The sequence below is a fragment of the Novosphingobium gossypii genome, from assembly GCF_050433305.1.
Classification (GTDB): Bacteria; Pseudomonadota; Alphaproteobacteria; order Sphingomonadales; family Sphingomonadaceae; genus Novosphingobium; species Novosphingobium gossypii.
The window spans coordinates 17,102-29,582 of the sequence record NZ_JBNPXM010000013.1 but is presented as its reverse complement, the minus strand read 5'-3'; the positions used below and the strand labels follow the sequence as shown (position 1 = coordinate 29,582).

General features: G+C 61.5%; 10 protein-coding genes and 1 pseudogene. 5 read left to right on the top strand and 6 right to left on the bottom strand.

Annotation, left to right across the window (positions count from 1 at the left end):
* Positions 1–16: 16 nt before the first annotated feature.
* Positions 17–146 (top strand): annotated as a pseudogene (locus tag GGR40_RS18825) (IS630 family transposase); the annotation flags it as partial.
* 65 nt (positions 147–211) lie between these two features.
* Here GGR40_RS18825 and GGR40_RS18820 read toward each other — a convergent pair.
* Positions 212–3,010, bottom strand: a complete 2,799-nt coding sequence (locus tag GGR40_RS18820) for a glycosyl hydrolase 115 family protein (protein WP_429277789.1) — start codon at positions 3,008–3,010, stop codon at positions 212–214.
* Between the two features lie 319 nt (positions 3,011–3,329).
* Positions 3,330–4,061: an SDR family oxidoreductase gene (locus tag GGR40_RS18815; RefSeq protein WP_429277788.1), complete on the bottom strand. Its 732-nt coding sequence runs from the start codon at positions 4,059–4,061 to the stop codon at positions 3,330–3,332.
* A gap of 190 nt (positions 4,062–4,251) precedes the next feature.
* Here GGR40_RS18815 and GGR40_RS18810 point away from each other — a divergent pair, with 190 nt between their 5' ends.
* Positions 4,252–5,148: an AraC family transcriptional regulator gene (locus tag GGR40_RS18810; RefSeq protein ID WP_429277787.1), complete on the top strand. Its 897-nt coding sequence runs from the start codon at positions 4,252–4,254 to the stop codon at positions 5,146–5,148.
* A gap of 380 nt (positions 5,149–5,528) precedes the next feature.
* Here the strand turns inward: GGR40_RS18810 and GGR40_RS18805 are convergent, their stop codons facing one another.
* Positions 5,529–5,726 carry a hypothetical protein gene (locus GGR40_RS18805; RefSeq protein ID WP_429277786.1) on the bottom strand — a complete coding sequence of 66 codons (198 nt, stop codon included), beginning with the start codon at positions 5,724–5,726 and terminating at the stop codon, positions 5,529–5,531.
* Positions 5,727–5,903: 177 nt separating this feature from the next.
* Positions 5,904–6,098: a ComEA family DNA-binding protein gene (locus tag GGR40_RS18800; RefSeq protein ID WP_429277785.1), complete on the bottom strand. Its 195-nt coding sequence runs from the start codon at positions 6,096–6,098 to the stop codon at positions 5,904–5,906.
* A 377-nt stretch (positions 6,099–6,475) separates the two neighbouring features.
* On the opposite strand from GGR40_RS18800, the gene GGR40_RS18795 reads away from it, so the two are divergent.
* Entirely contained in the window at positions 6,476–7,213 is a 738-nt protein-coding gene (locus GGR40_RS18795; RefSeq protein WP_429277784.1) for a dienelactone hydrolase family protein, read from the top strand.
* A 70-nt stretch (positions 7,214–7,283) separates the two neighbouring features.
* Here GGR40_RS18795 and GGR40_RS18790 read toward each other — a convergent pair whose 3' ends face one another.
* Complete coding sequence (locus tag GGR40_RS18790; protein ID WP_429277783.1) at positions 7,284–8,417, bottom strand: glycoside hydrolase family 130 protein; 1,134 nt, start codon at positions 8,415–8,417, stop codon at positions 7,284–7,286.
* Positions 8,414–9,172 (bottom strand): SDR family oxidoreductase, encoded by a 759-nt coding sequence (locus GGR40_RS18785; protein WP_429277782.1) that lies wholly within the window; start codon positions 9,170–9,172, stop codon positions 8,414–8,416. Before GGR40_RS18785 ends, GGR40_RS18790 begins: the two co-directional genes overlap by 4 nt.
* A gap of 172 nt (positions 9,173–9,344) precedes the next feature.
* Between GGR40_RS18785 and GGR40_RS18780 the strand changes: the two genes are divergently transcribed.
* Positions 9,345–10,631: a sulfotransferase family protein gene (locus GGR40_RS18780; protein WP_429277781.1), complete on the top strand. Its 1,287-nt coding sequence runs from the start codon at positions 9,345–9,347 to the stop codon at positions 10,629–10,631.
* Between the two features lie 1,211 nt (positions 10,632–11,842).
* Positions 11,843–12,292: a lytic transglycosylase domain-containing protein gene (locus GGR40_RS18775; protein WP_429277780.1), complete on the top strand. Its 450-nt coding sequence runs from the start codon at positions 11,843–11,845 to the stop codon at positions 12,290–12,292.
* Positions 12,293–12,481: the final 189 nt, after the last annotated feature.

The following is a 12,481-nucleotide window of genomic DNA, read 5'->3' as shown; positions in this document are numbered from 1 at the left end:
TGCCGGGCGGCCGCGGCGCGACAGGATCAAAGCAGCAGGCGCGACACTGCACCTACTTCCGCCTCAAGGCCTTGCTCAGGACAATCGGCGAGCGCGCGATCAGCGGTCTTTGGAGCCTCGTCGGCAAGCTAGTCGACATCTTCTAACCCGCCGAATGCGCTCATCACTTCAGCGTTTGCGGATATGATCCAGACTGATCGGAGTTCCCGGTTCATCGGTCAGGGCGCGCGCCATATAGCATGGGGGCACCATCCAGTCGGACATCGATACGGTCCAGCAGGAAACCCGGATCGAGAGCCCACACTTGCAACGTGTGCTTACCCGCCGAAAGTTGCGGCACCTGCACATGCCTGACCGCGGTGTTCGAGAGCACGTTGCGCTTCCACTCGTCGCTGCGACCGTGGGTCTCGAAATCAAGGGTGTGCACGTCACCTCCGTCGAGAGCGACGGCGATCCTGAGGCCGTTTCTGCTCGTAAGCGGGTGAACAGGCACCGCTACGATTTGCATGTCGGCATCGGACTGGTCTGCGATCGAGAATGTGTAAGTCAGAGGAACGGCGCGGTCATGCGCGTTGCGGCTCGGAATCGACAGGCGCGCGCGTAAGGAGGCGCCGCGCGATCCCAGCCCCTCTATCCTCTCCCACTCTTCGCTGATCGAGGAAGGGGTGGCGGCTGCGATCGACACGACATTGCCAATATTCACCGGTGTTTCAGCATCCAGGGCTTCAAGGATACCTGGCGCCACCGGGAGGTTCTGTGCACCACAACGGACTGTCCCGCTCATCTTGCGCCCCGGTGCCGACCCATCATACGTCAAGGCGACATCCTGCTGATGCCCGTTGGCGGCGTTAAGCGTACCCGAGAGCCGGCTGGCGGATAAGCCGCCAAAACCGTCCAGCGACCACTGTGCGTCAGCCCCGAAAGAATAGATCGACAGATTGTGCCGGGCAGGGCGCCCCTGCACGAAGGTCAGGGCGGACGTATCGACGCCACACCCTGCCTTCGCCGTCAAATCCGCGGTGGGGTAGGGCGGTTCGGCGAACACCGGCAACGCGCGCGGCGCCATGCTCATGATCCCATCCCACTTGCCGTGATTTTGCCGGTTGTAGGCCAGCGTGTCGGTCACGATCTGCTGGTGCGCTTCGCGGGCGTCCGCAACGAGCCGATTAGCGACCGGGCGGCCCTGCCGTGTGCGAAGGGCTGCAAGATCAAGGCTGAGGTTGCGGGTATTGATCGCGGCAGAAGCGCGGATAGGGTAGAGTACCAACTGGAAGAAGGCGTCGCGCCGGTTGGCCGGAACCTGATCGGCCAGCGCTTCCGCTTCGACGCGCAGTCGGGCGTATCGCTCGATGCGGTCGACAGCTTCCTGCCCGCCAGAAGCGATATAGGGGCTGATCTGGACCTGCGTGATCGGTTCGACCTGATTGAACCCCATGAATTCAGGGCGCCGCTCGAAGGCGAGGTCGTAATACTCGGTCATCACGCGAGCCATGCCGGGTGCGAGCTTTCCGCCGAACTGTGTAGCCAGCCATGCCTCGAGATGCGCTTTCGCCGGAAGGTTCAGGACCTGGTTGTCGAAGGCCAGATCCAGGAAATACTGCGTCAGATACTCCGCCGGCTTGATGTCACCGACATTCACCACCCATAGCTGACGTGCGCCCGTATTCCGGACCCGGTCCATCTGTTCCCGAATTAGCGCGGGATGCGTGGTCCCCAGCCACAGATAATCGTGCGGTCTGCCCCAATAGGAAAGGTGGTAGTATATTCCGCCACCGCCGATGCGCGCACGCTCTGCAGCGTCGGGAAGCTGGCTCATGTACCCATAGTTGTCGTCGGGCCAGACCAGGGTGATATCGTCCGGAATCTTCAGCCCCTGCCGGTAGAGGTCCAGCACTTCCTTGTAGAGCGTCAACGCCTGCGGGATCTCGTTGGCGGGTTTGTGCTGCGTCTGTGTCAGCAACTGTCGCTGGACGTCTATGGCCTCGGTCGTCGCTTCGCGGGCCATCCGGGGAGAGGTCGCGCCTTCCATCTCACTGTCGTGCTTGCCGCGCAGGCCGACCGAATAGATGTTGTCGTAACCGGCGACTTCGAGCGCGCGCTGGCGCCAGTATTCCACCAGTGCAGGACGATTGGAAAAGAAGTTGAACGGACCCTGCGTGCCCTCATCCCATTCGCGCACATTGTTGCGCATCATCGGTTCGGCATGGGACGTGCCCACCACGATGGCATAATCGCGCGCGACGTCGGCATTGCCGGGGATCTGATAGAAAGGGCGGGTGCTTTCGTGCATCGCGGGCCAGATCAGGTTTGCCTTGAGCCGCCACAGGAGTTCGAAGATGCGGCCATAGGTCTTGGGACCGATATCGCCCACTTCCGGCTCGAATGTTTTGGCTGCCCATGGCTGTAGGCCCCAGTCTTCGTCGTTGAGGAAGATGCCGCGATAGCGAACCGAAGGGCTGGCCGATTGCCGACGCGCTCCATCGACAACAAGGAGCCTGGATGGACGTGGCGCCACGTCGGCCCACCATTCCCATGCGGAGACGCCCAGTTCACGGGTAAGGTCGACGACACCCCACACAGCACCGCGCGGATCGGAACCGGCGACGAGCAGATAGCGCCGTGAAGGATGGGTGCGGGACGACGCCTCAACGCGCACATACTGCTCCCATTTCCCGGAAAGATCGGAAAGATTGACGCCGCTGTCGCGCGCAGCAGCCTCTATTAGCGGGGAACCGATCGGGCCGATGACAATGCAGATGTTCCCGCAATCGTCGAGCGTACTTCCCAGGACGGGGGCTCTGCCACTGATCGCGGTGACATCCCGGGCGAGCATCTCGGCTGCAAGGGTCATCGTGCGGCCACCATCCCGTACGATAGGGACGACCGATTGGCCGTCGAACAGCTTGAACGGTGCCGCCTGAGCGATACCCGTCATTGGGCCAACGACCAGTAGCAAGGCGATGATCAAGAAGCGGATGATCAAGCGAAAAGCTGCGCCATCGCGCGACATCCGAGGGTCGTCCCCCCTCACGCGCGCAAATACGCGAAGCTCTCGGCCGGCTGTCGTTCCTGCAAGATAGCGCCAGCAACCCGCCATAAAACATCCTGTCCTTATGGAAGGTCCGCCTGCCTCCCAGACTGGGTGCGATCGCGACGCTTGTTGTCGGTGAGCGGCCTCCGTTATCCACTTACTTACACATAATGGACTAAGTGCGCAACATATGGAACAGTACGGTGAGCGCTTCAATCCGAAGGAGAGGATCCTATCTTGAGACTTCGCTCCACATTGCAGGTAATGAAGGGGGCACATGCGATTGCCCCCTTGCTCATCAGATCGTTGAGCGGACTGGTCGGACGATCAGCGTGTTGACGTCCACATCTTCCGGCTGCTCGACCGCATAAGCGATCGCGCGTGCGATCGCGTCCGGGGTGAGCGCGATGGAGCGGAAATCGACCATCGCCTGCGCCGCGACCGGATCGGTGATGGTGTGGGCCAGCTCCGATTCCACCACGCCCGGCGCTATGATGGTGACGCGAATGTCGTCATGCTCCATGCGCAATGCTTCCGAAATGGCACGCACCGCGTATTTGGTTGCGCTGTAGACGCCGCAGGTCGGCCATACGGCATAGCCGCCGATCGAAGCAATGTTGACGAACTGGCCGCTGCCCTGGGCCTTGAAGCGAGGGAGGGCGGCGGCAATGCCGTGCAGGACGCCCCGGACGTTGACGTCGATCATCCGGTCCCATTCATCCACCTTCAGGCTGTCGAAGCGCGACAACGGCATCAGGCCTGCATTGTTGACCAGCACATCAACCCGGCCATGTTCGGCCTCAGTGGCGGCGATGAACGCTTCGAAATCGGCACGGTCAGTAACGTCGAGCGACCGGAAGGAGACCACCCCGCCCGCCGCGCTCAGGTCCTCCGCCAGTGCGGCAAGCCGGTCGGTGCGGCGTGCGCCAAACATCAGCTTCGCACCGCGGGCCGCAAGCAGCCGCGCCGTGCCTTCGCCGATGCCGCTGCTGGCGCCGGTGATCGCGATGACCTTATCCTCGATAGCCATGTCAGTCACTCCTGTTCATGCGGATCGAACCATCGACCCGACGTTGTCTAGATGACGCTATCTGCTTGCAAGGTGGTAGAATGGTCATCCGGAATGATTGCACGATATTCCAGATCGCTGACGTCGGGGTGGATTGATCGCCATCGGCGTCGTAGGCAGATCATACCCCATCGCGATGAAAGAACCTCTGATGGCGCATGAAGAACTGGCCCGTCAAATTGCCCGATATGCCGAGCGGGACGGCATCCTCGACACACCCATTGCGCGATTGACGCTGGTCCGCGCCGGGCAGGGCGGCGAGCCGGTGCATATGGTGCAGCGGCCGGCGCTGTGCATCATCGCACAAGGGAGCAAGCGCGTGCTGCTTGGCGATGCGGTGATCGATTATGGCCCCGCCCACTATCTCGTTGCCTCGCTCGACCTGCCTATCACCGGAGCGGTCACGCAGGCCACCCCGGACGCGCCTTATCTCTGCTTCTGCCTTTATCTCGACCCCGCCCTGCTATCAGAGATCGCGCTGGCGGTGCCGCCCCTTTCGACCGGCGCCGAGGAAAGCGGCGGGATGACGCTGCACCCGATGAGGCCTGAACTCATCGACGCGGCGACACGGCTGACGGCACTGCTCGGAGATCCCAAGAACGCATCGCTGCTCGCACCGCTGATCGAGCGGGAATTGCTGGTGCGGCTTATGACCGGGCCGAGCGGCGGTGTTCTGCGGGCGATCGCTAACGGCGAAAGCCGTACCGGCCAGATCGCCCGCGCGCTCGCATGGCTAAAGACCCATTTCCGCGAGCCGTTCAGCGGGGTGCACCTTGCCGCTCTTTCGGGCATGAGCCTGTCCAGCTTCCACGACCATTTCCGACGCGCCACTGCCATGACACCGCTGCAATATCAAAAGCAGCTGCGGTTGCAGGAAGCACGGGCGCTGATGCTGGCCGACCGGCTCGATGCCGCAGAGGCGGGGTTCCGTGTCGGATATGACAGCCCCTCCCAATTCAGTCGTGAATATCGGCGCCTGTTCGGCGCCCCACCTCTCCGCGACATCAGCCGATTAAGAACGACGCCGCACATGGTGATGGCAATCTGAGAGGGGAGCAGATTTCATCCCTATGCGGGGTATGAGACTTGTCTGGTTTTCATCCACTTCGTCGGCCGGGGGCGGTGGGCCGTTTGCAAAAGCGATACAGACCGGATTAGCGACGCTTGCTGATGGTCATCGCTGCAGCATACGCCTGATTGCCGGCGTTTTGCGTAACGTCCGACCGGGGCCGTTTCTCTCAGGTAAGGCAGTCGGCCCACTTCCAGAATCAAGGTCCGCCCTAGGGTCCAGTGTTGGCATGTAAGCTACATGTAAGCGGACCCGATTGGTTCGTCCTTGATACGGCAAGGGTTAACTTTGCGGCACACCACAAGCCGAGGTCCAAAGCTGGACCTCGGCCCGATCATGCGGGTTATCGACTTTCGCGATTACTTGTCGCCGATCACTGCACCAGCGGTCCCGCCAACTACCGCGCCCTCGGCAGTTCCCAGTCCGGTCGCGCTGCCAACAACGGCGCCCCCGGCGCCGCCGATAAGTCCTCCGCGCGTAGCGCCGTGCGAACAGCCCGCCAGAGCCGCACCGGCTGCCAGCACGAGAGCCAGACCACTTGCAATTTTGATATTCATGAAATTCGCTCCTGTTGCATTCGCAAGTGCAGCGACTGATCCGCCTGGAAGTTCCGATAGAAACGATTTGAACTTCTGCAATCACGATTGTGCAAAAAGACATAAAAGCAGAAGGATGCAACCGCTAACTCCCCTCTGGTGCCGTGCCGCGTCGGCGGGGGACGAGCAGGAGAGTCATCAGTCGAATTTCAGGATCTCTTCCAGACCCTGCTTATGACCGGCCATTCCAGGAACTTCCTCAAGCTGGCGAATTTCGTGAAATCGGCCACGCTCACCACGATAGCGCACGATCTCGAACCCGTGGCCTTTCAGGGCCGGAATGGCGTCCAGTTCATCGGCTGTGGCTGTATTGATATCGATGCGCTGCGCCATCTTCATTATCCCTCTTGTCAATCTGGCCATGCTGGCCGGGCTTATGCCATCGCTCGAAATGCGGGTTCACTGCCGAATCCTGCGAAAGCGCGCGTGTTTGCAAAAACACCCAGCGTTTACCTGCGGTTCCTGCCACGGCAAGGAAGGGTTGGGAGGCACAAGCGGTCGGAGCCCTTGTGCGTGCCGACACGATCCTGCAGCCGTGAACCAAGTTATGCGCGGGAGCGAGGTGTTCTGAGGGAACGCCGGTCGCCTCCCATGGGTTAGCGACAGGAGCCGGTTTGTACCGTGCTGGAGAGTTCGTTTTCTTCCCCGCCCCACCCTGAACGAGCGCCGCTTCCAAGAGCGCTCTGGCAGAATTGCAAAAGGATTGAGCAGTGAGCGACCCCATAGTCGATGCGCCCGGGCCCCTGCACGTATACAAGGACGGGAACGCGACCTTGCACGGCGAAGTGTTCAGGCCGGCGCAGGCAGCCAATGGACGGGCAGCCCTGGTTCTGCATGAGGCTGACGGGATAGGCGCGAATGTGCGGCGCCATTCCCGCATGCTCGCGGATCTGGGCTACTTCGTGCTTGCGGCAGACATGCATGGCGATGGTCGAGTGCTGCAAGGTGAGGCCATGCAGGAGGCGCTGAAGCGGTTCAGAAGCGAGCCAGACCTGCTTCGTGGGCGAGCTCAGGCCGCGCTGGCCGAACTCTCCAGAATTTCAGGAATACCGCCCGAGCTTACGGTGGGGCTCGGGTATTGCTTCGGCGGGTTCGCCATTCTCGAACTGGCGCGCAGCGGTGTACCGGTGGCAGCCGTCGCCAGTTTCCACGGCCTCCTGTGCACGTCCCGACCTGCCTTGCGGGAGACCCTCAAGAGCAGGATCGCCGTCTTCACAGGGGCACTCGACCCGCTGGTACCCCCCGAGCATGTCGCCGCCATCCAGGCCGAGATGACGCTCGCGGGTGCCGACTGGCAGATGACCGTCTACGGCCGCGCGCTGCACAGCTTCACGAATGTTGGCGTAGCAGCGCTCGGCGATCCGCGAATGGGCTACGACGCGCAGGCTGACGAAGCCTCATGGGCAGCGATGCTGCAATTCTTCGACGGCTCTTTCGCTGATCGATGACTAGGCGGCAGGTCCGCCAAGCCGGCCCTACTTGGCTGGATCACAGGTCCGCTACGGGCGGCGACTGCGTTCAGCCGGGCTGGAACCTTGTCTTGGGAATATGCGTGATCCGGCAGGCCAGGTCTGCCTCGCCCGATGCGACGATGTAACGATCGCCATCATCCACGATGCCGGTGGTGAAGACGACATCGCGCAGATAGACGAGATCCTCCAGCGGGCGGGTCAATTCGGCGTTGGCCTCCAGAAGCGGGCGGTGCTCTGTTCGCAGCACCTTGCTGGGATCGTCTTTGTCCAGAAGCGACCAGTACGTGCGATAGATGCCGACGAGTTCGTGCGGCTCGACGCCATGCCACAAGCTGAGCCAACCTTCCTCGGTCAAGATTGGCGGTGTACCGCCCCCGATGCGAACGGTGGCTAATGTGCTGGCATGTGGCCGGATACCGGGCTTGTGCCACGGCTTCCAGAACAGCGCATCGGGCGAATGCGCCAGATTGATCGACGGGCCGGCGCGCCATTCGCTACCCGGGGGATAGGCGAAGTAGAGGTCGCCCAGCGGCCGGGTCTGAGCCCAGTACAAGCCATCGATCAGCCCTTCGAAGATGAGCATGTCCTTGTTCTGATGATCGAGGATGATGGCCTCGAATGTCCAGTCCAGGGCATTTTCGGAGCTGTACAGCGTTGTCGAATGGCGCTCCGGGCTGACCGAACAGGTGGTCATCAAGTAGCGATCGCCGACGCGGCTGATCCGCGCATCCTCTATCCCGTAGCACTGGAAATCGAAGCCGGGCGCGATTACACGGTCGTAGTGCATCGTCACGACGTCCAGGCCGTCCGGGGACAGTTCGACCGGGAGCAGCCAGGACAGCGAGGTGAGCGCCATCACTCGCCAGTTGGCGCCATGCAGCATGAACTTGCGTGGATCGGAGGTGTCCGCCTGCTCCAGCGGCCATGCATCCAGAACGTAACGACCGCCAGCACCGTCATCCGTCCAGCGGATCGCACGGACCTTCCCATCGCGAATGGGGTGGCGCAAGGCCTGGGCAATGCGCACCATCGCCAGAAGATTGCCGTTGGCGAGCCGCGTTAGCCCCGGATTGAACGCCCCGAGCACATAGGTTTCGGCATCCAACTGGCCCGCAAGCGGCGATCGGGCAAGATCGACGTCATGAGGAGTAATGACCAGTCGATCGGTATGGTACGTCATTCTCCCTCCTGAGCACGGGGAACGATCGTCAGCTGCTGGACTACGGCCCGTCGCGGCTGCGTGAGCAGATAGTGAACGCCCACGGCGATGTCCTCTGCCCGCAACATGGTTTCCGCCTTGATCATTTCGCGCTGCTTTTCAGCGGGAATGTCGGGATACTGGAAATCGGCCCCGGTCTTCCCGGGTTCCACCAGCGAGACCTTGATCCCCCTGGAGCCCAGTTCTCTTCGCAGCGCCTCGCCGAACCCGGCAATGCCTGCCTTCATGCCCGCGTAGACCGTCGAGCCGGGGCCCAGCACATGGGCGCTCATGGATCCGATCAGAACGATGTCTCCCTTGTCCCGGAGCATGTCCTGAGCAGCGTGAGCGGTCATGACATAGGCTGTAAAATCGGTTGCGAGGGCATAGCGCGCATCTTGCGCGCTCATCTCGGAAAGCGCGCCAGCCGGCACTGCGGCATTGATCACGACAATATCCGCTTCCGGGACGTGATCGCCGGCGGCCGTGAAGAGCCGGGCGACTCCGTCAGGCTCTGCGAGATCGAGGACAATCCCATCTCCCTCGCCCACCTCGCGAATACGGTGCAACGCATCATCCAGGTGTTCGGGCGTCCGCCCGCAGATGAAGACCTTCACGCCTTCACTGGCAAGAAGCACCGCGATCGCTCGTCCGATGCCGGTAGTACCGCCCGAAATGATCGCCTGCCGCCCGGAAAGTGCGGGTCGCTGTGTGTGCGCGTCGGTTGCCTCTGTCACAAATCCTCCTGCGTGTACGGTCAGCTTCCGAACGGCGCGAACTGGCCACCCGTTCCGCGCGAGCCTGCAGAAATTGATAAGCAGCAGGGACTACGCCCCCAAATTGGCGGCGATAACTTAATATATTTTGTTGCTGACGGCACATTGGCACGCATGGGCGCTTTTTGCTGCGATGGATGCACAAGCTGTAAAGATGCCAATACCAGGGCGGGACAATATCCCGGCAACCAGCTTCTGGGTGAAGAAGGCCAATGCATTACTGGAGGCAAGTTGGCGCAAGGGATGGCTGGCCTACCCGGTCCTCGATCCGGCCCAGTTGATGGCAACAGCGACGCGCACCACTGGCCTGAGCGACTTTGGCGAGGAAAACGGATGGCGCGAACGGCTGACCTTGCTTTGCGAGGCCCTGCTTGGCGAAGCCGAGCTTTCCGCTCTTGGAAACACTGTAGCTTACGGGCAGCTTCTCGCTGCCCTGGCCAACCGGCTGCGCGCCGCAGAACTCTGGCGGCGCCAACCGGACATCGAAAAGATCGAAATGCGCGCTCCAGTCATAATCGTGGGGCAGATGCGTTCGGGCAGCACCCGGATGCAACGCATGTTGGGATGTGACGACCGGCTGACCTGCACCCGATTCTTCGAAAGCTGGAACCCGGTTCCTCGCTGGTCGCAGGCAGGTATCGACGATCGCGCGGTGCGCGCGTGGATCGCGCTTTATGTGGCGCGCCGCCTCAATCCCGGCTTCGACGTGGTTCACCCCACATCGGCCAGGTCAGTCGATGAAGAGATTGGCATTCAGAATATTGCTCTGTTCGGCGCGGCGTTCGAGGCGCAATGGCGCATACCGTCATTCGCGCGGGCAGGGGAGGTATCGGAGACCATCCCGGTTTATCTTGAATTTTGCCGGTTCCTCCAGACAATCCGCTGGCTGCGGGGCCGCCCCTGCAACAAGCCGTGGGTTCTCAAGCTTCCGCAGTTCGGACAGGACCTGAGTTCGGTCCTCTCCGTTTTCCCTGACGCCCGGCTCATCGTTCTGGACCGCGACCCGGTTAGCGTGGTCGGCTCGTCATCGTCACTGGTCCACAATCAGATGATAGTACAAAGCCATGCGGTTGATCGCCAGTGGATCGGCAAGGAATGGCTCGCCAAGACCCTCTTGCGCGATCGACGCATCCAGGAGGGGCTGGCGCGTCACGCACCAGCCCATGTTCACGTGCACTACGATGCCATGCAGGAAGATTGGCGCGGTGAAATGCGCCGGGTCTATAGCTGCCTCGGCCTTCCTTTCACCACCGATTTGGAGCAACGGATGAGATCATCGCATCGGCGGCCGACGCCGAAAGGCCGGGGCGATCACCTGTACACCATCGATCAATACGGGCTGAGCGAAGTGCAAGTCAGGCGCGCTTTTGCGTCGGCCAGCGGACAATCTGATGAGCCTCCATCGGCAGCGGCGGCCTGACCCAGGCTTCCAGGAGCCACATCATGGCGTTGTTGCAGCCGCGGTCGATCACCCAAACACGGTCCAGCCAATGCAATAACTTTACGTAAAGGTGCTCTCCGCAGGTCCTCCCCGAACGCTCACATAAACGACCGATCTCGAAGCCAGCGGACACAGGGCAGTCGCAATTTCCCCCGCGTTCTCCCATGAACAATCCCACAAGGCCCTAATTTCTGGGCGTTTTAGAGGGGTCCCCCGAACACTCATGTAAAGCGAACCAGGCAGCGGCAGGCTACCCCCAAAACTCATACAAAGGATGACCAGCCTCCCTGACAGCCCCCGTCCTCTGACATAAAGAACACCCTGAGACGCCATAAAACCCGTACCGATCCCCGATTCGAGGAAACGCCGGAGCAGGTTCCCCGCGGAGGGCAATCCGCCAGCCCCCGACGCCTCATACAAACACCCAGGACACATCGAATAGCCCCCACAGGCTCACACAGAAGCCCCCGAAGCCTCATGCTAACCCCCCGCGAACTCACAGAAAGGGGGCATAGCCTCATGATTCCAAAGGCTAATATGCGCCCGAATCTTAGAATCTGTGAATCAGGAAACTCCCGCGCTTCGCTTGGGCGTCTTTTTAAATGGATTCGAAGGGGAAAAGAGCCCTTGCGGCACTGCGCCCCAATCAGACCCCCCGAACACTATCGGGATCTTGGGTTCCCGTGAAAACTGCTGGCCGCCGCCTTCATTACCCAACGGGTCGCGATTGATCACAGCGACATTCCCAGCTACAACGGCAGCGCGATACCCGAACCATGCCTCACGATGCGAGGTCATGGGTGAAACTGTTTCTCCTACCGGCGGCGTTGAGCGCTGCAATGATCGCCTCCGCCTCCGCCGCTGGTGCTTGCGAGGCAATCGTTCAGCACTTCGATGGGCCGAAAAGTTCAGGGTTTATCCTGGTCCAGCCGGGGAAGCAGGCGACATCTTCCGGACCCGGTGGCCCGACCGAAAACGCCTCACCGACGGCGCTGGTTTCGGCCTTTCGCAGTCTTTCGGATCAGATCGCTCCCACGAATCCCGGTTTGGTTTCCCAAACGAGCGCATTGCCACGCCCTCCTGGCATAGCGAACGAAGGCATCCCATCCGTGTGCCCAGCCCGGGACTATCGCCCCCGCAACGGCTTGCGCCCACGCGAAGAACTCAATCGCGCTCGATACTTCGCGCAGATGACAAAGGCAGCCTGCAAGGCCGGGCTTCCTGTCGATCTGTTCGACGCGCTGATCGTCCAGGAGAGCCGATACAACCCTGCGGCGCGCAGCAGCAAAGGCGCTTCGGGTCTTACTCAGCTCATGCCCGGGACCGCCACCCAACTCGGCGTGTGGGACAGATGGGATATCCAGGAGAACCTCGATGGGGGTGCGCGCTATCTGCGCCAGCAACTGGACAGCTTTGGAAACTGGGCTCTCGCGCTAAGCGCCTACAATGCCGGTCCCGGCAACGTGCGCAAGCACAAGGGTATTCCGCCGTTCAAGGAGACGCGCCAGTATGTCCAGAAAATCCTTGCCAGTATCGCGGTGGATCAAAGGTCATCGTCTCGCGTGCTGCTGCCAGGGCGTGACCCTGTTACGCCGCCGGCCGCCAGCCCGGGCATCCAGCTCATAGCGTTCAGCCCGTAAGCTCGATGTGCCACAGGACATAGAAACGCAAATGCCGGCCAAAGGCCAACGCTATCGCGAGTATTGCCGGGGGCTCCGAGCAGATAGTTCGCTTCCAGCGAAGGCAGACCCTTGGCACGATGAGCGCGGCGTGGATGCGCCAGCCCCGGCCGGGCGGCATGTCCGGTCCAAGAGCTCGTGCAACGTCAG

Bases quoted from the DNA above. Each gene is read 5' to 3' on its own strand.
- GGR40_RS18820 (WP_429277789.1), bottom strand. From the start codon at position 3,010: ATGTCGCGCGATGGCGCAGCTTTTCGCTTGATCATCCGCTTCTTGATC.
- GGR40_RS18805 (WP_429277786.1), bottom strand. From the start codon at position 5,726: ATGAATATCAAAATTGCAAGTGGTCTGGCTCTCGTGCTGGCAGCCGGT.
- GGR40_RS18780 (WP_429277781.1), top strand. From the start codon at position 9,345: ATGGATGCACAAGCTGTAAAGATGCCAATACCAGGGCGGGACAATATC.
- GGR40_RS18790 (WP_429277783.1), bottom strand. From the start codon at position 8,417: ATGACGTACCATACCGATCGACTGGTCATTACTCCTCATGACGTCGAT.
- GGR40_RS18800 (WP_429277785.1), bottom strand. From the start codon at position 6,098: ATGGCGCAGCGCATCGATATCAATACAGCCACAGCCGATGAACTGGAC.
- GGR40_RS18815 (WP_429277788.1), bottom strand. From the start codon at position 4,061: ATGGCTATCGAGGATAAGGTCATCGCGATCACCGGCGCCAGCAGCGGC.
- GGR40_RS18810 (WP_429277787.1), top strand. From the start codon at position 4,252: ATGGCGCATGAAGAACTGGCCCGTCAAATTGCCCGATATGCCGAGCGG.
- GGR40_RS18775 (WP_429277780.1), top strand. From the start codon at position 11,843: ATGACAAAGGCAGCCTGCAAGGCCGGGCTTCCTGTCGATCTGTTCGAC.